This is a genomic window from Microbacterium sp. CGR1 (genome assembly GCF_051062835.1).
GTDB lineage: Bacteria > Actinomycetota > Actinomycetes > Actinomycetales > Microbacteriaceae > Microbacterium.
In genome coordinates this window covers 1,216,030-1,238,781 of record NZ_JAOTPG010000001.1, presented here as the reverse complement: position 1 = coordinate 1,238,781, position 22,752 = coordinate 1,216,030, and the positions used below count along the sequence as shown (strand labels likewise).

20 protein-coding genes and 1 riboswitch are annotated in these 22,752 nt (G+C 68.8%); of the genes, 19 read left to right on the top strand and 1 reads right to left on the bottom strand.

The genetic code is table 11. From position 1 onward, the window contains the following. Positions 1-273 precede the first annotated feature (273 nt). The 16 genes from OD997_RS06015 to argH all read left to right on the top strand — a co-directional run bounded on the left by OD997_RS06015 (position 274) and on the right by argH (position 19,105). Positions 274-1,023: an amino acid ABC transporter ATP-binding protein gene (locus OD997_RS06015; RefSeq protein ID WP_434330803.1), complete on the top strand. Its 750-nt coding sequence runs from the start codon at positions 274-276 to the stop codon at positions 1,021-1,023. A 46-nt stretch (positions 1,024-1,069) separates the two neighbouring features. Further along, positions 1,070-1,978 carry a glutamate ABC transporter substrate-binding protein gene (locus OD997_RS06010; RefSeq protein ID WP_434330802.1) on the top strand — a complete coding sequence of 303 codons (909 nt, stop codon included), beginning with the start codon at positions 1,070-1,072 and terminating at the stop codon, positions 1,976-1,978. Between the two features lie 60 nt (positions 1,979-2,038). Further along, positions 2,039-2,695, top strand: coding sequence for an amino acid ABC transporter permease (locus tag OD997_RS06005; protein WP_431071793.1), 657 nt, complete (start codon positions 2,039-2,041; stop codon positions 2,693-2,695). Continuing rightward, a complete protein-coding gene (locus OD997_RS06000) occupies positions 2,692-3,633 on the top strand; it encodes an amino acid ABC transporter permease (RefSeq protein WP_434330801.1) in 942 nt (313 codons plus the stop codon). The genes OD997_RS06005 and OD997_RS06000 overlap by 4 nt, the downstream gene beginning before the upstream one ends. A 48-nt stretch (positions 3,634-3,681) precedes the next feature. Continuing rightward, complete coding sequence (pheS, locus tag OD997_RS05995) at positions 3,682-4,722, top strand: phenylalanine--tRNA ligase subunit alpha (RefSeq protein ID WP_434330800.1); 1,041 nt, start codon at positions 3,682-3,684, stop codon at positions 4,720-4,722. Next, complete coding sequence (gene pheT / locus OD997_RS05990) at positions 4,722-7,226, top strand: phenylalanine--tRNA ligase subunit beta (protein WP_434330799.1); 2,505 nt, start codon at positions 4,722-4,724, stop codon at positions 7,224-7,226. Before pheS ends, pheT begins: the two co-directional genes overlap by 1 nt. Positions 7,227-7,326: 100 nt before the next feature. Beyond that, positions 7,327-8,043 (top strand): DUF402 domain-containing protein, encoded by a 717-nt coding sequence (locus OD997_RS05985; RefSeq protein ID WP_434330798.1) that lies wholly within the window; start codon positions 7,327-7,329, stop codon positions 8,041-8,043. A 64-nt stretch (positions 8,044-8,107) separates the two neighbouring features. After that, complete coding sequence (locus OD997_RS05980; protein ID WP_434330797.1) at positions 8,108-9,073, top strand: NAD-dependent epimerase/dehydratase family protein; 966 nt, start codon at positions 8,108-8,110, stop codon at positions 9,071-9,073. A gap of 23 nt (positions 9,074-9,096) precedes the next feature. Then, a riboswitch (TPP riboswitch) is annotated at positions 9,097-9,190 on the top strand. Continuing rightward, a complete protein-coding gene (thiM, locus tag OD997_RS05975; protein WP_434330796.1) occupies positions 9,181-10,029 on the top strand; it encodes a hydroxyethylthiazole kinase in 849 nt (282 codons plus the stop codon). (Overlaps the previous riboswitch by 10 nt.) After that, positions 10,026-12,176, top strand: a complete 2,151-nt coding sequence (locus OD997_RS05970; RefSeq protein ID WP_434330795.1) for a bifunctional hydroxymethylpyrimidine kinase/phosphomethylpyrimidine kinase — start codon at positions 10,026-10,028, stop codon at positions 12,174-12,176. The genes thiM and OD997_RS05970 overlap by 4 nt, the downstream gene beginning before the upstream one ends. A 244-nt stretch (positions 12,177-12,420) precedes the next feature. Next, entirely contained in the window at positions 12,421-13,473 is a 1,053-nt protein-coding gene (gene argC / locus OD997_RS05965) for an N-acetyl-gamma-glutamyl-phosphate reductase (RefSeq protein WP_434330794.1), read from the top strand. Continuing rightward, positions 13,470-14,627 (top strand): bifunctional glutamate N-acetyltransferase/amino-acid acetyltransferase ArgJ, encoded by a 1,158-nt coding sequence (gene argJ, locus OD997_RS05960; protein WP_434330793.1) that lies wholly within the window; start codon positions 13,470-13,472, stop codon positions 14,625-14,627. Before argC ends, argJ begins: the two co-directional genes overlap by 4 nt. Further along, positions 14,624-15,541, top strand: a complete 918-nt coding sequence (gene argB, locus OD997_RS05955; protein WP_434330792.1) for an acetylglutamate kinase — start codon at positions 14,624-14,626, stop codon at positions 15,539-15,541. The genes argJ and argB overlap by 4 nt, the downstream gene beginning before the upstream one ends. Continuing rightward, positions 15,538-16,749 carry an acetylornithine transaminase gene (locus tag OD997_RS05950; RefSeq protein WP_434330791.1) on the top strand — a complete coding sequence of 404 codons (1,212 nt, stop codon included), beginning with the start codon at positions 15,538-15,540 and terminating at the stop codon, positions 16,747-16,749. The genes argB and OD997_RS05950 overlap by 4 nt, the downstream gene beginning before the upstream one ends. Continuing rightward, on the top strand, positions 16,746-17,675 hold the full coding sequence (gene argF / locus OD997_RS05945; protein ID WP_056312147.1) for an ornithine carbamoyltransferase: 930 nt from the start codon (positions 16,746-16,748) through the stop codon (positions 17,673-17,675). Before OD997_RS05950 ends, argF begins: the two co-directional genes overlap by 4 nt. After that, the gene (gene argH, locus OD997_RS05940) at positions 17,675-19,105 is read left to right on the top strand and encodes an argininosuccinate lyase (protein ID WP_434332344.1); all 1,431 of its coding nucleotides are present in this window, start codon (positions 17,675-17,677) and stop codon (positions 19,103-19,105) included. The genes argF and argH overlap by 1 nt, the downstream gene beginning before the upstream one ends. A gap of 111 nt (positions 19,106-19,216) precedes the next feature. On the opposite strand, the gene OD997_RS05935 is transcribed toward argH, so the two are convergent. Then, complete coding sequence (locus OD997_RS05935) at positions 19,217-19,804, bottom strand: DUF1349 domain-containing protein (RefSeq protein ID WP_434330790.1); 588 nt, start codon at positions 19,802-19,804, stop codon at positions 19,217-19,219. Positions 19,805-19,863: 59 nt separating this feature from the next. Between OD997_RS05935 and OD997_RS05930 the strand changes: the two genes are divergently transcribed. From OD997_RS05930 to tyrS, 3 genes are all read left to right on the top strand, one after another. Further along, on the top strand, positions 19,864-20,508 hold the full coding sequence (locus OD997_RS05930; RefSeq protein WP_434330789.1) for a SatD family protein: 645 nt from the start codon (positions 19,864-19,866) through the stop codon (positions 20,506-20,508). After that, entirely contained in the window at positions 20,505-21,365 is an 861-nt protein-coding gene (locus OD997_RS05925) for a hypothetical protein (RefSeq protein ID WP_434330788.1), read from the top strand. The genes OD997_RS05930 and OD997_RS05925 overlap by 4 nt, the downstream gene beginning before the upstream one ends. A 62-nt stretch (positions 21,366-21,427) precedes the next feature. Further along, positions 21,428-22,729, top strand: a complete 1,302-nt coding sequence (gene tyrS / locus OD997_RS05920; protein ID WP_434330787.1) for a tyrosine--tRNA ligase — start codon at positions 21,428-21,430, stop codon at positions 22,727-22,729. The last annotated feature ends 23 nt before the right edge of the window (positions 22,730-22,752 follow it).

The window sequence follows — 22,752 nt, the reverse complement described above, 5'->3', positions numbered from 1 at the left end:
GAGAATTCAGATGCCACAGAGCCCACGCCATTCATGCAGGCGCGGGCTCGGTCTTTCTCCGAAAGAGTCCCGTGATCGCATCCGATCGGAGGCTTGCTGCCCCGTTCCACCAGGGGGACGAACGCGGCAGCAGGGACGCCCCCACGGTTCGCGGGGGCGAACCGTGGGGCACTCCGGATATCGGGTCCGATCGGTCCCGACCCGTGGTTACGAACGTGTAAATGTCCACTCGACTGTGTGTCGCCACGCGATCGACCTGGCTAGTTTGGAGAAATGATGACCACCGGTAAGCCTCTCGTCGTTGTCGACAACGTCCAGAAGCACTATGGCGACTTCCAGGCGCTCACGGATATCGACCTCACGGTGAACGCCGGCGAGGTCGTGGTCGTGATCGGTCCGTCGGGCTCGGGCAAGTCGACGCTGTGTCGCACGATCAACAGGCTCGAGACGATCACGAGCGGCACGATCAGCATCGACGGCAAGGCGCTCCCCGCTGAGGGCAAGGGCCTCGCGACGCTGCGCGCCGACGTCGGCATGGTGTTCCAGTCGTTCAACCTCTTCGCTCATCTGACGATCCTCGAGAACGTCACCCTCGGTCCCATCAAGGTCCGAGGGATGAAGAAGGCGGATGCCGACAAAGAGGCCATGGCGCTCCTGGAGCGCGTCGGGGTCGCCCAGCAGGCATCGAAGCTCCCTGCTCAGCTCTCGGGCGGACAACAGCAGCGCGTGGCGATCGCCCGTGCTCTCGCCATGCAGCCCAAGGTCATGCTCTTCGACGAGCCGACCAGCGCGCTCGACCCCGAGATGATCAACGAGGTGCTCGACGTGATGGTCGAGCTCGCCCACGACGGCATGACCATGATCGTCGTCACCCACGAGATGGGCTTCGCACGCAAGGCCGCCAACCGAGTGGTCTTCATGGCGGACGGGCGCATCGTGGAGGAGGCGACTCCCGAGGAGTTCTTCACGAACCCGAAGAGCGATCGCGCCAAGGACTTCCTCTCCAAGCTCCTCACGCACTGACGAGCTTCACAGACCTTTGCACACACAGCACACGAAGGAGACGCACATGCGACGCACACGGACACTGGCAGGAATCGGGATCGCGACGGTGGCACTGTTCGCGTTGACCGCCTGCAACAGCGGCAGCCCGTCCAGCCCCGGCGCCGGCACCGGCGGCGACGAGGGCGAGGACTCGACCTGGTTCGAGGTCGCCGAAGACGTGCAGCTCGAGGGCAGCCCGACGTTCGACGCCATCCAGGAGCGCGACAAGGTCATCGTCGGCGTCAAGGAGGACCAGCCCGGTCTCGGCTACCTCGATGTCACGACGGGGGAGCGCACCGGCTTCGACGTCGACATCGCCCGCTGGATCGCGGCGTCGCTCGGGTATGACGAGGACAAGATCGAGTTCAAGCCGATCGCCTCGGCGAACCGCGAGCAGGCGATCACCAACGGTGACATCGACTACTACGTCGGCACCTACTCGATCAACGACAAGCGCAAGGAGCTCATCGACTTCGCGGGCCCGTACTTCATCACCGGCCAGGGACTCCTGGTCGCCGCTGACGCGGACGACGCCGAGGCGCTCGAGGACTTCAACGGCAAGACCGTCTGCTCGGCGACCGGCTCGACGCCGATCCAGAACATCAAGGCGAACTTCCCCGACATCAAGACGCAGGAGTACGACCTGTACTCCGCGTGCGTCCAGGATCTGATCGACGGCAAGGTCGACGCGGTCACCACCGACCAGGCGATCCTGATCGGCTACGCGGCCCAGTACCCGGATGACGTGAAGGTCACCGGCGGCCTCTTCACCGAGGAGCGCTACGGCGTCGGTCTCACGAAGGGCGATGACGCACTGCGCACGCACATCAACGAGCTCTTCACCGACGGTGGCGACATCTGGCAGGCGATCTTCGACAAGAACCTCGGCTCCAGCGGCATCGAGGTCGAGCAGCCCGAAGTCGACGCGTACTGACCTGACCTGGGCGGCCTTCTTCGGGAGGCCGCCCACACAGTCTGAAGAAGGGAGGGTGGCGTGGACGTCATCTTCGGCAACCTCGATCTCTGGGGAGAGGCGATCAGCAACACGCTGCTCGTGTTCTTCGCCGGAGGCATCATCGCGCTGATCCTCGGCCTCATCGTCGGGGCGATGCGCGTATCGCCGGTGCCGATCGCCCGGGGCGTCGGCACGGTGTACGTGAACACCGTACGCAACACCCCGCTGACTCTCGTGTTCTTCTTCTTCATCTTCGGGTACCCGCAGCTGGGTCTGCCCGAGCTGTCGAACCTCGTTCTCGGCATCCTCGCCATCGGCATCTACACCGCCACGTACGTGGCCGAGGTGCTGAGGGCGGGGATCAACACCGTTCCAGTCGGACAGGCCGAGGCCGCGCGAGCGATCGGCCTGCCTTTCGGGCAGGTGATGGGTCTCGTGATCCTCCCTCAGGCGTTCCGTTCCGTGGTCCCGCCGATGATGAGCGTGTTCATCGCCCTGCTGAAGAACACGACTGTCGCTGCCGGGTTCTCGGTTGCCGAGCTCGCCGCACTGCGATCGACGGTCAACGACTCCGCCGACCGACCCGGCAACCCCATGGAGGTCCTGCTCTGGGTCGCCGTGGTGTTCGTCGCCCTGGTGCTGCTGTTGAGCTGGCTGCAGCGATATCTCGAGAACCGATGGAGGATCGCGCGATGAGTTCCGTACTGTACGACGTCCCGGGGCCCCGGGCGATCGCCCGCAACCGCATCATCGCCATCCTCACGATCGTCCTCGTCCTGGTCGCCGTCGGATTCGTGGTCTTCCGCATGGTGGAGACCGGGCAGTTCTCGGCAGAGAAGTGGTACGTCTTCACGTTCTCGAACGTGTGGATGGGCATCCTCAAGGCGCTCGGCAACACCCTCGCCGCTTTCGGATTCGCTGCGCTCCTGAGCGTCATCCTCGGATTCCTGCTCGCGATCGGGCGGCTGTCCGACCATGCGTGGATCCGTATTCCGATCACCGCCGTCACCGAGCTGTTCCGCGCTGTCCCTGTGCTGGTCTTCATGATGCTGCTCTACTACGGGCTCCCCGTCGTCGGCATCAAGATGGATCCGTACTGGGCCGTGGTGCTCGCCCTCATGGCCTACAACGGGTCGGTCCTCGCCGAGGTGCTGCGCGCCGGCGTCGAGTCGCTGCCCCGGGGTCAGAAGGAGGCCGGGTACGCCATCGGTCTTCGCAAGAGCGGCGTCATGCGATTGATCCTCCTGCCGCAGGCGATCCGAGCGATGCTCCCGGTGATCGTGGCGCAGCTCGTCGTCACGATGAAGGACACGGCTCTCGGCTTCATCATCACGTACCCCGAGCTTCTCTACTACGCGAAGCAGCTCACGTCTCAGCAGGGGCGTCCGATCCTGCAGTCGGCATTCGTGATCGGTGGCATCTACATCATCATGTGTCTGATCCTCTCGGGCATCGCCCGGTGGGTCGAGATCAGCACTCGCCGCTCGCCGAAGGTGCAGGCCATCCACGCCGCAGAGGATCCCCGCCAGCATGGCGACGGAACGGACACCGAGCTCATCACCCTGCAGCGCGGAGGCAGCGGATTCGGCGGTACCGGCGGTGTAGGCGGGCTGGACAGCTCCGATCCGAAGTGACCTCTACCGGCGCGGGGCGACCTCCCCGCGCCGGTAGACTCCTGTCTCGTGTCTGAGTCTCCCGAAATCACCCCGGAAGCAGTCGAGGCCGCAGTCGCTGCGGCGCTCGAAGCGATCGCCGCAGCCGCCGATACGGCTGAGCTGAAGGCCGCCCGTGCCGCTCACGTCGCAGAAGGATCGCCGCTCGCGGTCCTGAACGCGTCGATGCGCCAGGTGGCTCCCGAGAACAAGGCCGCGTTCGGCAAGCTCGTCGGCCAGGGCCGCGGCCAGGTCACCCAGGCGTTCGCCGCCAAAGAGGCCGAGCTCGCGACCGCGGAGGTCGCCGCGCGTCTCGAGTCCGAGCGCGTCGACATCACGGCGGTGCCCTCGCGCACGCGCGTCGGCGCACGGCATCCGCTGACGCTGCTCAGTGAGCAGATCTCCGACATCTTCGTCGGCATGGGCTGGGAGATCGCGGAGGGACCGGAGCTCGAGCACGAGTGGTTCAACTTCGACGCCCTGAACTTCGACGTCGATCACCCCGCCCGCCAGGAGCAGGACACCTTCTACGTCGACCCGCCCTCGCGCCATCTCGTGATGCGCACGCACACGAGCCCCGTGCAGGTGCGCTCGATGCTCGACCGCGACGTGCCGATCTACGTGCTGTGCCCCGGTCGCGTCTACCGCACCGACGAGTTCGACGCGACGCACCTGCCGGTCTTCACTCAATTCGAGGGTCTCGTCGTAGACAAGGGCATCTCGATGGCGCACCTCAAGGGCACGCTCGACCATGTCGCACGCCAGCTCTTCGGTCCGGAGGCCAAGACGCGCTTCCGCACGAACTTCTTCCCCTTCACCGAGCCGTCCGCCGAGCTCGACCTGTGGCACCCGACCTTCAAGGGCGGCGCCCGATGGATCGAGTGGGGTGGCTGCGGAATGATCAACCCGAACGTCCTGCGGGCGGCCGGGATCGATCCCGATGTCTACAGCGGCTTCGCATTCGGGATGGGCGTCGAGCGCGGACTGATGTTCCGCAGCGATGTACAGGACATGAGGGACATGGCAGAGGGCGATGTCCGATTCAGCGAGCAGTACGGGATGGTGGTGTGATGCGCGTCCCGCTTTCGTGGCTGCGTGAGTACGTCGATCTGGCAGAGGATGCGACGCCCGAGGACGTCCTGGCGGCGATGGTCACCGTCGGCTTCGAAGAGGAGGACGTCCACCGCTTCGAGATCTCGGGTCCCGTGGTCGTCGGCCAGGTCGTCTCCCTCGAGGCCGAGCCCCAGTCGAACGGCAAGACCATCAACTGGTGCCAGGTCGATGTCGGCGAGGCGAACGGCGGCATCCGCGGGATCGTCTGCGGTGCCCACAACTTCGTCGCCGGCGACAAGGTCGTCGTGACGCTGCCCGGCGCCGTGCTGCCCGGTCCGTTCCCGATCGCCGCGCGCAAGACCTACGGTCATGTGTCCGACGGCATGATCGCATCCGCGCGCGAGCTGGGTCTCGGCGACGAGCACGACGGCATCCTCGTGCTCGCCGACCTCGGCATCGACGCGCCTGTCGGCACCGACGCCATCGCCCTGCTCGGGCTCGACGACGTCGCGGTCGAGATCAACGTCACCCCCGACCGCGGATACGCATTCTCGCTCCGAGGTGTCGCCCGCGAGTACTCGCACGCCACCGGCGCGACCTTCCGCGACCCGGCCGAGCGCGACTTCGCCGAGCTCCAGCCGGGCACGGGCCACACGGCGGTCGTCGACGACGCAGCCCCGATCCGCGGACGCGCCGGTGCGAGCGAGTTCGTCACCCGGGTGGTCCGCGACGTCGATCCCTCGCGGCCGACCCCTCCCTGGATGATCGCTCGCCTGTCGCTCGCGGGCATGCGCTCGCTCGGCATCCTGATCGACATCACCAACTACGTGATGCTCGAACTCGGCCAGCCGCTGCACGGGTACGACCTCGACAAGCTCGCGGGTGGGATCACGGTGCGCCGTGCGGCCGCCGGCGAGAAGATGACGACCCTCGACGGCCAGGAGCGCACGCTCCACGCCGAGGACCTGCTCATCACGGATGAGTCCGGCCCGATCGGCCTCGCCGGTGTCATGGGTGGCGGTACCACCGAGATGAGCGACACCACGCACAACGTGCTCATAGAGGCAGCGACGTTCGACCCGATCACGATCGCGCGCACCGCGCGTCGGCACAAGCTGCCGAGTGAGGCGTCCAAGCGCTTCGAGCGGGGCGTCGACCCGCTCGTGCCGTTCGTCGCTGCTCGTCGCGCGGCGGACCTGATGGTCGAGCTCGCCGGCGGAACGCTCACCGACGAGGGCGGCGCGCTGTTCGCCGAGGTCTTCGTCGCCGACATCGACCTGCCGAAGGGATTCGTGCAGGGGCTCATCGGCGTCGACTACACCGACGCCGAGATCGAGGGAGCACTGACGATCATCGGTGGCGAGGTCACGGCGACGGATGACGGCTGGACAGTCATCCCGCCCACCTGGCGCCCCGATCTCACCGACAAGTGGTCGCTCGCCGAGGAGGTGGCCCGCATCCACGGACTCGACCGCATCCCCTCAGTGCTGCCGACGCCCCCGTCCGGTCGCGGGCTGACCGCTCACCAGCACGGCCGCCGTCGGGTCGCCGACGCGCTGGCCGCCGCCGGCTTCGTCGAGACGCCGTCGTTCCCGTTCACGACCGAGGCGGAGAACGACCTGCACGGTTCGGCGTCGGGCGCGCATCTGCCCAGCATCCGGCTCGCCAACCCGCTCGACGGATCCGCTCCGTACCTGCGGCGGTCGCTCATCCCCGGGCTCCTGCAGACCGCGCATCGCAACATCTCCCGCGGTCTCACCGATCTCGCGCTGTTCGAGACCGGTGTCGTCTTCCTGCCTGAGCCGGGTGTCGAGTACGGCACCGACGAGGTGCCTCCGCTGGGGGCGCGTCCGTCGGATGAGACGCTCGCCGCGCTGAACGCGTCGATCCCGCCGCAGCACCGGCACGTGGCGGTGCTGCTCACCGGCAACATCGTCGCGCGCCAGCCCGGTCGCGCCGCAGAGCCTGCCGGCCTGTCCGAGGCACTCGATGCTGCTCGCGTCGTCGCTGCGGCCGCAGGCGTCGACATCGACGTCGTCCAGGGGCAGCGTGCCGCGCTGCACCCCGGGCGCACCGGCGTTCTGTCGGTGGGAGATGTCGAGGTCGGGTACGTCGGTGAGCTCCACCCCGACGTCGCCGCCGGTGCAGACCTCCCCGGTCGTGCCACGGTGCTCGAGCTCGATCTCGACGGCATCCTGACGCTGGCTGTGCCCCGCGCGGTCGCCGCTTCCCTGTCGACGTTCCCCGCCGCCACGCAGGACGTCTCGCTCGTGCTCGGCGCCGACGTGCCTGCGGGCGACGTCCGTGCTGCGTTGGCGGAGGGAGCCGGTGCACTGCTCGAGGCGATCCGTCTCGTCGACGACTACCGCGGAGAGGGCCTCTCTGAGGGGGAGAAGAGCCTCACGTTCGCGTTGCGGTTCCGCGCCGACGACCGCACGCTCACGGCGGCCGAGGCCACCGAGGCGAAGCTCGCCGGTGTCGCCGTCGCCTCCGAGCGCTTCGGTGCGACGCTGCGCGACTGACAGGCGCTGCACGACTCTGCTTCCCTGAGATGGGCGCAGAGTCGTGCGGCACCCGCATCCGCTCCACGACCGAGCGGATCGACCGGGGTACCGTGTCGTGATGAGCATCCTTCCCCACAGCACCCCCGCGGCGGTGCCGGACGGTGTCCGTGCGATGGGCGAGGGGCCCTTCCTGCAGCCGGGCGATCAGATCGACTGGCACTACCGGAAGCCGGGCTGGCAGCCGGGTGACCCGTCGACCATCACGCCCATGCGCGTCGTGCGCGACGATGAGCGCGGTCTCGTGGCCTGGCTCGCGCCGGGAACGCTCCAGGAGGGGCAGGGGACGCCCGAGGGCGAGCGGATACGCGTGGTCCCGCTGGAGCGGCGCTGGCTCGATCCGCGGACACGGATCGTCGAGGAGTGGTGGGGCAACGGCATCCTGCGCATCGCTCCGGCGGGCGCCGCATGGTCGGTGTGGTTGTTCTGGAGCGACGTGAGCGGGCCTGACTGGCAGTTCGCCGGATGGTACGTGAACCTCGAGAACGCACATCTGCGCACGGATCACGACACCTACTCGTCTGACCACATCCTCGATGTCGAGATCGAACACGACGGTCGCGTGCGCCTCAAGGACGAGGACGAGCTGGTCGCCGCGATCGCGCAGGGTCGCCTCACGCCCGAGCAGGCCGCGCAGATCGAGCGACACGCGGACGCCGCGATCGAGTCGTTCCATGCGGGTGCGTGGCCGTTCGATCCGGAGTGGCGGGACTGGCGCCCTGACCCCTCGTGGACGGTGCCGGAGCTGACGGGGCTCGGAGACCTGCGCAGGTCGTGAGCACGGCATCCGCCCTGAGCGGAAGACCCTTCCCCTCGGGCCCGGATGCTGGTGGCATGGGGGCATGACAGACGTACTGATCCTCGGTGGAACGGGCTGGCTGTCGGGCCGGATCGCCCGACGAATGCTGGTTAACGGGGCGACCGTGATGTGTCTCGCCCGGGGCGGACGCCCCTCTCCCGAGGGGGCGAGCCTGGTGCTGGCCGACCGGGATGATCCCGCGGCGTACGACGCCGTCTCGGGTCGTGACTGGGACCACGTGATCGACATCTCATCGAACGCGGCGCAGGTCGCGGCCGCGGTGGCCGTGCTCGGCGATCGAGCCGGTCGCTGGACGTATGTCTCGTCGATGTCGGTGTACTCGGACGACGCGACGGTGGGAGCCGACGAGACGGCGCCGCTGCACGCGCCTGCGCAGCCGGGCGACGAGTACGAGTACGGCGCGCAGAAGGTCGCGGCCGAAGACGCCGTGCGTGCGCTCGGCGAGCGAGCGCTGATCGTGCGCCCCGGTCTGATCGTGGGCGAGGGCGATCCGAGCGATCGCTTCGGCTACTGGGCCGCGGCGTTCCTGCGCGCGGTCGACGGGCCGGTCCTCGTTCCGAGTGCTGAGGGGCGCAGCGCGCAGGTGATCGACGTCGACGATCTGTCGGAGTTCGTCGCCACCACGCGCGCCACCGGCGTGGTCAACGCGATCGGCGACCGGCATCCTCTCGCTGAGGTGCTCGCGACCGTGCGGCAGAGCGCCTCACACGGAGGCGACGCGGTGACGGCCGACGATGACTGGCTGGTCGAGAACGGCGTCGAGTACTGGGCGGGGGAGCGTTCGCTGCCCCTGTGGCTGCCCGCCGACATGACCGGCTTCATGACCCGCGCGAACGCGCGGTACCGCGACGCGGGCGGCTCCCTGCGACCGCTTGATGAGACCGTCGCGGCCGTGATCGCCGACGAGCAGGGGCGAGGGATCGATCGCGACCGGCGCGCCGGCCTCACCCGCGCCGAGGAACTCGTGCTGCTGCAGCGGCGAGGGTGATCTCCGGTCGTCGCTAGACTTCGAGCAGTGACACGGGGTGCCGCATCCGCGGCTGAGAACAGACCCGTCGAACCTGATCTAGTTCGTACTAGCGAAGGGATGTCGCATTGAGCGATCGTCTGCGTCCAGAATCCGAATCGACCCTGGTGGCCTCGGCTGCCGAGCTGCTGTCCGCGCTGCGTGGGTCACCACCGCTGACCCACTGCATCACCAACGCCGTCGTCACCGGCTTCACGGCCAACGTGCTGCTGGCTCTCGGGGCGGCACCCGCGATGGTCGACATCGTCGATGAGGCCGGTCTCTTCGCCGGCGCCGCATCCGGGGTGCTGATCAACCTCGGAACCCCGACCCCCGAGCAGCGGGCCGCGAGTCTCGAAGCCGTCGCCGGTGCGGCAGCCTCCGGCACTCCGTGGGTGCTCGATCCGGTCGCGATCGGTTCGCTGCCCGTGCGCACGGCGCTCGCGCACGACCTCGTCGCCCGCCGCCCCACAGCGATCCGCGGGAACGCCTCCGAGATCCTCGCGCTCGCAGGGCTCACCGCCGGAGGGCGCGGGGTCGATGCCACCGACACCACGGATGCCGCCTCCGACGCCGCCCTCGCACTCGCCGCCCGTCACGGCGCGGTCGTCGCCGTCTCGGGACCCGTGGACCTGATCACGGACGGGCGCCGCGTCGTGCGGGTCGCGAACGGCGACGAGCTGCTCACCAGGGTCACCGGTGGGGGATGTGCGCTGGGCGCCGTGATGGCAGCCTTCCTCGGGACCGCCCGCACGGCCGGGACCGATCCGCTGACCGCCGTCGCGTCGGCGAGCCTGGTGTACACGATCGCCGCGGAGCGCGCCGCCGCACGGGCCTCGGGTCCCGGCAGCTTCGCGGTCGAGCTCCTCGACGCGCTCGCCGCGGTGAGGCCGCATGACATCGCTGCTGCGGCACGCGTCGAGGAGCGTGCACTGTGATCGCGGACCTCTCGCTGTATCTGGTGACCGATCCGGATCTCTGCGGGGAACGCGGTGTCGTCGAAACGGTCCGCCGTGCGGTCGACGGGGGAGTGCGCATCGTGCAGCTGCGGGACAAGACGGCGACGGATGCCGAGACCACGGCGCAGCTCGTCGAGCTCTCCCGCGTGATCGACGGTCGTGCACTGCTGGTCGTGAACGACCGCCTGGAGGCTGCCCTCGCCGCGCGGGATCAGGGTGCGAGGGTCGACGGCGTGCATCTCGGGCAGGGCGACGCCTCGGTGCTGCGTGCGCGAGAAGCTCTGGGCGTCGAGGCGCTCATCGGCCTCACGGCGAACAGCCGGGAGCACTTCGAGGCTGTGCGCGCGCTGCCGCCCGGCACGGTCGACTATCTGGGCGTCGGCGTCATCCGCCCCACCGACACCAAGCCGGACCATCCGCCGGCCCTCGGCGTCGAGGGCTTCCGAGCTCTCGTCGAGACGACCACGCTCCCGTGCGTGGCGATCGGAGGCGTGGCGATCGACGACACCGAGCGGCTGCGGACGGCGGGGGCGGCCGGCCTCGCCGTGGTCTCGGCGCTGTGCTCGGCTGCCGATCCGGCCGAGACCGCAGCGACGTTCGTGCGTCGTTGGCGCGCGGCCGGAACGCCGCGCGTGCTCAGCATCGCCGGGAGCGACCCGTCCGGTGGGGCGGGGATCCAGGCCGATCTCAAGTCGATCGCTGCGAACGGCGGCTACGGCATGGCGGCGCTCACCGCGCTGACCGCTCAGAACACCACCGGCGTGCGGGGCGTGCACGTGCCTCCTGCACCCTTCCTGCGCGAGCAGCTCGACGCGATCTCCGCCGACATCGTCATCGACGCGGTCAAGATCGGGATGCTCGCGAACGCCGACGTCATCCGCACGGTCGCCGACTGGCTCGATATCGTTCGGCCGCCGATCGTCGTCCTCGATCCGGTCATGGTCGCCACCAGCGGTGACAGGCTGCTCGATCAGGATGCCGAGGCGGCGTTGCGCGACCTCCTCCGGCGTGCGCACGTCGTGACGCCCAATCTCGGCGAGCTCGCCGTGCTGGCGCGACGGACGATCGGGGGATGGGACGACGCGCTCGCCGCAGCGGAGGAGCTGTCGACAGTCAACGGGGTGGCGGTGCTCGTGAAGGGAGGGCACCTCGAAGGAGACGATGTCCCCGATGCGCTCGTGGATGCCGCCGGGGGAGCGCGGCGCGAATACCAGGGCCGTCGGATCCGCACCGCGAACACGCACGGCACGGGGTGCTCGCTCTCGTCCGCGCTGGCCACCCGCCTGGCTCGTGGCGAGACGGCCGTCGACGCCGTCGCCTCGACCAGGGCGTGGCTGCGTGAGGCGCTGCGCGAGAGCGAGACGCTGCGCGTCGGACGCGGTCACGGACCGGTCAGCCATTTCGCGGGACTGTGGGAGCGTGGCGGGCTCGAGACGCGACCGACGCCGGCGCAGATCCGGACCGCGTGGTGGGCGCGCACTGCCGATGTGAGGGCGGGGATCGACGAACTCCCCTTCATCCGCGGACTGGCCGACGGCACCCTCGATCGGGAGCCGTTCCTGTTCTACCTCGCGCAGGACGCGCTGTACCTCCGCGAGTACGCCCGCGTGCTCGCTCAGGCCTCACGCCTCGCCCCTACGCCGCACGAGCAGGCGTTCTGGGCGCACTCCGCCGAGGGGGCGATCATCGGCGAGCTCGAGCTGCATGCGTCATGGCTGACTCCGGGTGAGGGAGTGGATGCGGCGATGTTCTCGGTCGCTCCCGCTCCGGCGACCGTGGCCTACCTCGACCATCTGCGCTCCGTTGCGTTCGGCGGTGACTACGCCGAGCTCGTCGCCGCGGTGCTGCCGTGCTTCTGGCTCTACACCGACCTCGGGCAGCGTCTGCACGCGGGGGAGTTCGGCGAGTACGCGCGGGATCCCCGGCATCCTTTCGCCTCCTGGCTCGTCACTTATGCGGACCCGGCGTTCGAGGAAGCGACGGATCAGGCGATCGCCCTGGTCTCGGCCGCAGCGGCGGCAGCCGCCCCGGCCACCAGGGATCGGATGCTCCGCGCTTTCGAGGTGTCGAGCGCTCACGAGCTCGCCTTCTTCGCCGCACCGTTCGCCTCTGCCGTCTCTGCGTGACTCAGTGGATTTGCGCATGCCGCGACGAGCGCGCTATCGTCGCGGCATGCCTTCGGCCGCCACCGCAACTCTGACGCTCGCTCCGAGCGTCATCGCCGTGCGCCGACGCCGCAGCGGCCGCCGACTCTAGGCGACCCTGCGCTTCTGCCTGCACACGCACGGCGGTCGAGTGCCGGTGTCGCCGCCCCGGTTCCCGACACTGCACCCCGAGTTCGACACGGGGCCTGACCGTTAAGGTAGAAGCATGACGTACTCCGTCGCCGTCTCCGGCGCATCCGGCTACGCGGGCGGCGAGATCCTGCGCCTCCTCGCGTCGCATCCCGACATCGAGATCCGCACCGTCACGGCGCACTCGAATGCAGGCCAGCCGCTGGTGGAGCATCAGCCGCATCTGCGTTCTCTCGCCCACCTCACGCTGCAGGACACGACCCCCGAGATCCTCTCAGGGCACGACATCGTCTTCCTCGCCCTCCCGCACGGTCAGTCCGGCCAGTACACGGATGCGCTCGGCGACACCCCGCTCGTGATCGACGCGGGAGCCGACCATCGACTCACCTCGCAGGATTCGTGGGACTCGTTCTACGGGGGCGACTTCCACGAGCCCTGGGCCTACGGCGTGCCCGAGCTGCTGGTCGGCGGCGTCAAGCAGCGGGAGACGCTGCGCAGCGCGACGCGGATCGCTGCCCCGGGCTGCAACGCCTCGACCGTGAGCCTCAGCCTGGCGCCGGGACTCGCGGCGGGTGTGATCGATTCCAGTGACATCGTCTCGGTTCTTGCGGTCGGTCCTTCGGGGGCGGGCAAGAGCCTCAAGACCAACCTGCTCGCCAGCGAGATCCTGGGCAGCGCCAACCCCTATGCGGTCGGAGGCGCCCATCGGCACATCCCCGAGATCCGTCAGGCGCTCGCCGCAGCGTCCGGGGCCGCACCCGACGGCATCCGCATCTCCTTCACGCCCGTCCTCGTGCCGATGTCGCGGGGGATCCTCGCCACCTCGACGGCTCCCATCGTCGATGGCGTCAGCGATGCCGAGATCCGTGCCGCGTGGGAGGACGCATACGGTGACGAGACCTTCGTGCAGCTCCTGCCGGCCGGTCAGTTCCCACGCACGGCCGATGTCCTCGGTGCGAACACCGCGCTGATCGGTCTCGCCATCGATCGCGCCGCGAACAGGGTGACCGTGGTGACCGCGGTCGACAACCTCGTCAAGGGCACCGCCGGCGCTGCCATCCAGTCCATGAACCTCGCGCTGGGGCTGCCCGAGTCCCGCGCCCTCTCAGTGAACGGAGTCGCGCCGTGAGCGTCACCGCCCCCGCAGGATTCGAGGCGGCCGGAGTCGCCGCCGGCCTCAAGTCGACCGGCAAGCCCGATGTCGCCGTTGTCGTCAACCGTGGCCCGCGCAAGGTCGGTGCCGCGGTCTTCACGAGCAACCGTGCCAAGGCCAACCCGATCATCTGGTCGCAGCAGGCAGTCGCCGACCGCGTGGTCGAGGCGGTCGTGCTGAACTCGGGGGGAGCGAACTGCTTCACCGGCAGCTTCGGCTTCCAGACCACCCACCAGACCGCCGAGAAGGCCGCCGAGCTCCTCGGCGTCAGCGCCGGCGACGTGCTCGTCTGCTCGACCGGTCTCATCGGCGTCGGCGACGAGGTCTTCCGTGCCAAGGTGCTCTCCGGCACCGAACAGGCCATCGCCGCGCTGTCGACCGAGGGCGGCGAGGTTGCGGCAGAGGCCATCATGACCACCGACAGCGTCTCGAAGACCGCGGTCGTCAGCCGCGACGGCTGGAGCATCGGCGGCATGGCGAAGGGCGCGGGCATGCTCGCCCCCGGGCTCGCGACGATGCTCGTGGTCATCACGACGGATGCCGTGCTCGAGCCCCTCGAGGCCGATGCCGCGCTCCGAGCCGCGACCGGCACCACGTTCGACCGCCTCGACTCCGACGGCTGCATGTCGACGAACGACCAGGTCACCCTGCTCGCGAACGGCGCATCGGGTGTCGTTCCCGACCTCGACGACTTCTCGGCGGCACTCGCCGACCTCTGCCAGCAGCTCGCGGTCAAGCTTCAGGGCGATGCCGAGGGCGCGAGCCACGACATCACCATCGAGGTGCAGCACGCGGTCTCCGAGGGGGAGGCGGTCGAGGTCGGACGCTCGGTCGCGCGCAACAACCTCTTCAAAGCGGCCATCTTCGGCAACGACCCCAACTGGGGCCGGGTGCTCGCCGCGATCGGCACCACGGGCGCGCAGTTCGACCCGTACGACGTCGATGTCTGGATGAACGGCGTGCGCGTGTGCAGCGAGGGCGGCCCCGATCGCCCGCGTGAAGAGGTCGACCTGACCCCCCGAGCGACGCACCTGGTGATCGACCTCAAGGTCGGCGAGGCGACGGCGACGATCCTCACGAACGACCTCACCCACGACTACGTGCACGAGAACAGCGCCTACGCCTCATGACCGACATCCAGGACACCACACCGGACGTCGCCGCCGTCAAGGCCGCGACGCTCATCGAATCGCTCCCGTGGCTGAAGAAGTTCCGCGACCAGATCGTCGTCGTCAAGTACGGCGGCAACGCGATGGTCTCGGACGAGCTGCAGGAGGCCTTCGCACAGGACATCGCCTACCTCCGCTACGTGGGTGTGCTGCCGGTCGTCGTGCACGGCGGTGGGCCGCAGATCTCCGACATGCTGCAACGCCTCGAGATCCCGAGCGAATTCAAGGGCGGTTACCGCGTCACCAACACCGAGGCGATCAGCGTCGTGCGCATGGTGCTGACCGGTCAGGTGAACCCGCAGCTCGTCTCCAAGATCAACTCGCACGGTCCGATCGCGACCGGGCTCAGCGGTGAGGACGCGGGGCTCTTCGGCGGTCGCCGCCGCGGAGTGGTCATCGACGGCGAGGAGATCGACCTCGGCCGCGTCGGCGATGTCGTCGAGGTCGACCCGACTCCCGTGCTCGACCATCTGGCGGCAGGACGCGTGCCGGTGGTGTCCAGCATCGCGCCCGACCTCGACCACCCGGGTCAGTCGCTCAACGTGAACGCGGATGCCGCGGCCGCAGCTCTCGCCGTGGCGCTCAACGCGCGCAAGCTCGTCATCCTCACGGATGTCCCCGGGCTCTATGCCGATTGGCCCAACCGCGACTCGCTCGTCTCGCACCTCACCTCGGAGGCGCTCATCGAGATGCTGCCGACACTCGAATCCGGCATGATCCCGAAGATGAAGGCCTGCCTGGATGCGATCCAAGGGGGCGTCGACGCCGCCGCCATCATCGACGGACGTGTGCCGCACTCGGTGCTCGTCGAACTCTTCACCAGCAAGGGAATCGGAACAGAAGTGGTCATGGGAAGCGCAGGGACGAACGCATGAGCAATTGGCAGGATGACGCAGCGAGCGATCTGGTCCTCAACGCCGGGCCCCGCCTGGCGATGCTCACGCGCGGCGAGGGCTCGTATCTCTGGGACTCCGAGGGCAAGCGCCACCTCGACTTCCTCGCCGGCATCGCGGTGACGTCGCTCGGGCACGCGCATCCGGTGTTCGTCGAGGCCGTCTCACGGCAGGCGGCGACTCTCGCGCACGTGTCGAACTACTTCGCGACCCCCTCCCAGCTCGCCCTCGCCGCGCGGCTCAAGCGCCTCGCCGGTGCCGGCATCGACGGTCGCGTGTTCTTCTCGAACTCGGGCGCCGAGGCCAACGAGGCCGCGTTCAAGCTCGCCCGTCTGCACGGCGGCACAGAGAAGCCGCGCATCATCGCTCTCGAGAACGGGTTCCACGGGCGCACCATGGGCTCGCTCGCGCTGACGGCCAAGGCCGCCATGCGGGCGCCGTTCGAGCCGATGCCCGGCGGAGTCGAGCACATCCCGGCGACGATCGAGGCTCTCGAGGCGGCGATCGACGATCGGGTCGCCGCCGTGATCGTGGAACCCATCCAGGGTGAAGCCGGTGTCGTCGAGCTGCCGGAGGGCTACCTGCAGGCGGCGCGGTCGCTGACTCTGAAGCACGGAGCGCTGCTCATCGTCGACGAGATCCAGACGGGGGCCGGACGCACCGGAGCCTGGTTCGGATTCAGTCACGAGGGCATCACTCCCGACACCATCACGCTCGCGAAGGGCATCGGCGGAGGCTTCCCGATCGGCGCGCTGGTCACCTATGGTGCCGCGAGTTCGCTGTTCACCCCGGGTTCTCACGGCTCGACGTTCGGCGGCAACCCGCTGGCGACCGCCGTGGCCGACGCGGTCCTCACCGAGATCGAGAGCGCGGGCCTCGTCGACAACGCGGCGCGCCGTGGCGGGCAGATCCGCGAGATCATCTCCGGGATCGACTCGCCCCTCGTCACCGGCATCCGCGGCCGCGGACTGCTCATCGGGGTGGCACTCAGCGCCCCCGTCGCGAACGACGTGGTCGCTGCCGCCCAGGAGCGCGGACTCATCGTGAACGCCGCGAACCCCGAGACCGTGCGCATCGCACCGGCACTCACCATCGGAGACGCCGAGCTCGCCGAGTTCCGCGAGCTCTTCGCCGCATCTCTCGCCGATGTCCAGGCATCCCTCACCGAATCCGGAAAGGCCCTCGCATGACCCGCCACCTTCTGCGTGACGACGATCTGACCCCCGCAGAGCAGGCGGAGATCCTCGATCTCGCCATCGAGCTGAAGAAGGACCGCTGGGCGAACAAGGCTCTCGCCGGTCCCCAGACGGTCGCGGTGATCTTCGACAAGTCCTCGACCCGTACCCGCGTCTCGTTCGCGGTGGGCATCGCCGATCTCGGCGGTTCGCCGCTGATCATCTCGACCGCCAGCAGTCAGCTCGGCGGCAAGGAGACCCCGTCCGACACGGCGCGGGTGCTCGAGCGCCAGGTCGCGGCCATCGTCTGGCGCACCTATGCGCAGGCGGGTCTCGAGGAGATGGCCGCCGGCACCACGGTCCCTGTCGTCAACGCGCTCTCCGACGACTTCCACCCGTGCCAGCTGCTCGCCGACCTGCTCACGATCCGCGAGCACAAGGGAGACCTCAAGGGCCTCACCCTGACGTTCTTCGGCGACGGTCAGAGCAACATGGCGCACTCGTATGCGCTGGCAGGCGTCACCGCCGGCATGCATGTGCGCATCGCGTCGCCCGCCGACTACGCGCCCCGCGCCGACGTCGTCGAGGCTGCCGATCGCCGTGCCGCCGAGACCGGTGGTTCCATCACTCTCTACACCGATGCGGTCGAAGCCGCAGCCGGTGCGGACGTCGTGGTCACCGACACCTGGGTGTCGATGGGCAAGGAAGAGGAGAAGCTCGCGCGCATCCGCGATCTCGGTGGCTACAAGGTGACACCCGAGACGATGCAGATCGCCGATTCCGAGGCCATCTTCATCCACTGCCTCCCCGCCGACCGAGGCTACGAGGTCGACTCCGAAGTCATCGACGGACCGCAGAGCGTCGTCTGGGATGAGGCCGAGAACCGGCTGCACGCGCAGAAGGCGCTGCTCGTCTGGCTGCTCGGCAAGAAGGACGCATGATGGCCGACTCGAAGAACGAAGGCACCAACGAAGGCGCGCTGTGGGGAGCTCGTTTCGCGAGCGGACCCTCACCCGAGCTGGTGGAGCTCAGCCGGTCGACGCACTTCGACTGGGTGCTCGCACCGTACGACATCGCCGGCTCCCACGCCCACGCGACAGCGCTCGCGGCGGCCGGGTATCTCGAACCCGACGAGGCGGCACGGATGCACGAGGGCCTGGACGCCGTCGCGCGCAAGGTCGCCGACGGCACCCTGCAGCCCGTCCCGTCCGATGAGGACGTGCACGGTGCTCTCGAGCAGGCGCTCATCGCCGAGCTCGGACCGGAGCTCGGCGGGCGCCTGCGCGCCGGTCGCAGCCGCAACGACCAGATCGCCACGCTCGTGCGGATGTATCTGATCGATCATGCCCGCGTGATCGCCCGTGACCTGCTCCGCGTCATCGACGCGCTCGTAGCCCAGGCAGAGGCTCACCCGGACGCGATTCTTCCCGGACGCACGCACCTGCAGCACGCGCAGCCGGTGCTGCTCGCCCATCACCTGCAGGCGCACGGATGGCCCCTCGTGCGCGAGCTCGAGCGTCTCGTCGACTGGCGTCGTCGTGCAGGCGTCTCGCCCTACGGCGGGGGAGCCCTCGCGGGGTCGACGCTCGGCCTCGACCCGGCTCTCGTCGCGACCGAGCTCGGCCTCGATCGTCCGGCCGAGAACTCGCTCGACGGCACGGCCGCACGCGACGTGGTCGCCGAGTTCGCCTTCATCACCGCGATGACCGGCGTCGACATCTCGCGTCTGAGCGAGGAGATCATCCTCTGGAACACGCGTGAGTTCGGATTCGTGACGCTGCACGACAGCTACTCGACCGGGTCGAGCATCATGCCGCAGAAGAAGAACCCCGACATCGCCGAACTCGCTCGCGGAAAGTCCGGGCGTCTCATCGGAAACCTGTCGGGTCTCATGGCCACGCTCAAGGGCCTCCCGCTCGCGTACAACCGCGACCTGCAGGAGGACAAGGAGCCGGTCTTCGACTCCGTGCAGACCCTCGAGGTCGTGCTCCCCGCATTCGCCGGAATGATCGCGACGCTGCGCTTCGACACCGAGCGGATGGCGGCGCTCGCTCCCCAGGGATTCTCGCTCGCGACCGATGTGGCCGAGTGGCTCGTGAAGTGGCGGGTCCCGTTCCGCGACGCACATGAGATCTCCGGCGCCCTCGTCCGCGCCTGCGAGGAACAGGGAATCGGCCTCGAGGACGCCTCCGACGAGCTGCTGCTCTCGGTCTCACCGCACCTGGTCCCGGACGTCCGTGAGGTTCTCACGATCGAGGGTTCCGTGGCCTCGCGCACCGGCGCCGGAGGAACCGCGCCCGTCCGGGTGGCCGAGCAGCGCGCAGAGCTCGTGGCCCGGGCTCAGGCGGCCGCGCACGCGCTCGGCCTCTAGCCGGCATCCCGGCGGCGCGACGGCTCGCACGACGCAGGACGGCCCGTGGAGGCTCTCGATGAGAGGCTCCACGGGCCGTTCGGTTCTCCGCTGATGGCTCGCTGGAGAGACTCAGTGCAGCGCGGCGTCGGCGGACGAGCGCGTCCAGCGGGTGAAACGCACGACGAGACCGGAACGCGTGGGGCCGGCGAGGAAAGGACCGGCGGATGCGGCGGCATCGCCGTCGAACGGAGCGACCCTGACGAGTCGCCACTCACCGTCATCCGCACGTGCGCGCACGATCACGGCATCCGGCCAGCGGCTCACTCGCACGGTGATCTCACTGCCGTGCCAGTCGTCGACGTAACCGACCGACCAGTCGGAGCGGATGTCGGTGACCACGGCTCCGAGGCCGAGGTGGTCGTCGGCGTACTCGATGCCCGCCTTGATCCAGTGCTCGTCGTCGATGCGCACGAAGACGCCGGCCTGGTCGAACTGGCCGTCCCACGGTGCGCGGAAGGTGACGTCCATGGCTTCGCCCACCGCCAGGGGAGCGAGCAGCGCATGCTCGGTGTCGTGTACGAAGCCGTACGCGGTATGCCGCCAGGCATCGCTGCCCTCCACGGCGGTCACGTCGAGGCTCTCGCCTTCTGTGGCAAGAGCGGCGGGTGCGTGGGTCCAGGAGCCTTCGGCCCAGGGGATGATGTCTGATTCAGGCATGTTCCGAGACTATAGCCAAATAGGGCATAAATGGAAGTTATTCGTGATACGGTTATCACATGGTCATCGCCGTACTCGCCGATATCGTGGGCTCTCGCCGGCTCGCCGATCGGTCGGCGGCGCAGCGGATCCTCGATGACGCCATCAGGCGGGTGGAAGGCGACCAGCCCCTCGCGCACCAGCCGCTGACACCCACGGTGGGCGACGAGCAGCAGGGCGTCTACCTCGCGCTCGAAGACGCGATGGTGTCGCTCCTGATGATCCAGCTCGCTCTTCCCGACGGCATCGCCTTCCGCTTCGGGATCGGCGTCGGCGACGTGCGTGCGGTCGACTCCGTGCACGGCGAGCTCGCAGACGGCCCCGGTTGGTATGCCGCGCGGGCCGCGATCGAGACCGTGCATGCCAGAGAGGGACGCACCGTGCCGCGCACGCGCACGTGGATTGTCGGTGCCCACGGGCAGGATGAGGTTATGGACAGCGTGATCGCCGCATCGAACGCCTACCTCCTCGTCCGTGACGAGCTGGTCGGTGCGATGAACGAGCGCGAACGTCGCCTCACCTACGGGCGCCTGATCGGCAGATCGCAACACGAGCTGGCGGCCGAGGAGGGCATCTCGCAGCCGAGCGTCTCGAAGTCGTTGCGCAGCGCAGGGAGCGCCGCACTCATCGAGGGCGTGGCCGCCTTGAGAGGATCGAACGCATGATCGTCGCCGGGTTCCTGCTGCTGGCGGTGGGTGCCGCCGATCTCGTGCGCCAGTTCGTGCCGCGTCGGTGGATCGGCTACCTCGTGGTGGCCGTCATCCTGCTGCTGCTCGGCAGCGTGAGCGATGCGCTGCTGCCAATGCTCGCAGGTCTGATCGTCGGTGCGCTCTGGATCTGGTGCATGCCGTCGGAGCGACGGGCACCGCTCGGGTTCTGGCCCGCCGTGCTGCTCGGCGTGCTGAGCATCGGTTCCGTGGTGTGGCTCGGCGCTCGCGCCGACGCCGGGCTGATCGGCTCGGTGTGGACCCTGAATTCGCCGTTCGGCGACGTCCCGTTCGATCTCGCGATCCTCACCCTGGGCGCGGCCGTCTTCCTGCTCGAGTCGTCGAACCTCGTGGTTCGCGCCGCGCTCGACGGCGAGCACACCTGGCGTCCCGCCGAGCTGCGGCTCGTCGCGTCCGACACCGTGGGCTCCATCCCTGCTGCCTCCGACGGCGTTGCCGCCGAACCGGGCCATGACGCCGCGGCCGCAGGTTCTCCGGTCGAGGGGGCGACTGCCGAAAGCGCGTCAGCCGAGGGGGTGTCCGCCGGCACCCCGGCAGCCGACCCTCGGGCCGGATTCAAGGGTGGGCGCCTGATCGGGCCGCTCGAGCGCATCCTGGTGATGATCCTCACACTGGCCGCCGCCTACCCGATCCTTGCGGCGATGCTCGCGGCCAAGGGCATCGTGCGATTCCCCGAGATCTCGCGTGACGGTGAGACCGGCGCGAGAGCCGAGTACTTCCTGGTGGGCAGCCTCGTGAGCTGGGTGATCGGCCTGGGCGCGGCGTTCCTGGTGTGGTGGGCAGCCCACAGCTGACAGCGGCGATCCGTCCGTGCGGCGGCGAATGGCGGGCATCCACCGCTGATAGCCTGGAGCGCGTGTCGAATACCGATCTGACGACCGCCCCGCCGGCGATCGACCCCACGTTCGAGAACGTGTGGGACGAACTGCTGTGGCGCGGCCTCGTCCATGTGTCCACTGACCAGGAGGCGCTGCGCGCCCTTCTCGCCGGGGACCCGATCACGTATTACTGCGGTTTCGACCCGACTGCTGCCAGCCTGCACCTCGGCAACCTGGTGCAGCTGCTGACGCTGCGTCGCATCCAGCTCGCCGGGCACAAGCCGCTCGGCCTGGTCGGCGGCTCGACCGGCCTCATCGGCGACCCGCGGCCCACCGCCGAGCGCACGCTCAACACGCGTGAGACCGTCGAGGAGTGGGTCGGGCGCCTGCGGACGCAGGTCGAGCGCTACCTCAGTTTCGAGGGCGACAACGCTGCGCGCATCGTGAACAACCTCGACTGGACGGCGCCTCTGTCGGCGATCGACTTCCTGCGCGAGATCGGCAAGCACTACCGTGTCGGCACGATGCTGAAGAAGGATGCGGTCGCCGCGCGCCTCAATTCGGATGAGGGCATCAGCTACACCGAGTTCAGCTACCAGATCCTGCAGGGCATGGACTTCCTCGAGCTGTACCGCCAGTACGACTGCGTCCTGCAGACCGGCGGCTCGGACCAGTGGGGCAACCTCACCAGCGGCACCGACCTCATCCGTCGGTCCGAAGGCGTCGCTGCGCATGCGATCGGCACGCCGCTGATCACGAACAGCGACGGCACGAAGTTCGGCAAGAGCGAGGGCAACGCGATCTGGCTTGATCCGGAGATGTGCAGCCCCTACCGGATGTACCAGTTCTGGCTCAGCACGGCGGATGCCGACGTCATCGAGCGGCTGAAGGTCTTCACGTTCCTGACCCGCGCCGAGATCGAGGAGTACGAGGCGCTCGTCGAATCCGAGCCCTTCCGGCGCGCCGCCCAGAAGCGTCTGGCGCTCGAGGTCGTCGCCACCGTGCACGGCATCGATGCGACGGCCGCGGTGATCGCGGCATCCGAAGCGCTTTTCGGCCAGGGCGATCTGACTGCACTGGATGCGTCGACGCTGCGCACTGCGCTGGAAGAGCTTCCGAACGCCACGGTCGATGCGGGCTCATCTGTCGTCGACGCGCTTGTCGCGACGGGGCTGGTCTCTAGCCTGTCCGAGGCTCGTCGCGCGATCGGTCAGGGTGGCGTGTCTCTCGACGGCGAACGCGTCGACGACGACGCGGCAACCGTGCAGGGTGCACTTCCCGGAGGCGTCTCTGTGCTCCGCCGTGGCAAGAAGACCCTTGCGGGAGTCTTCCTCACCTGACGATCGATCTCTGATCGCGAGAC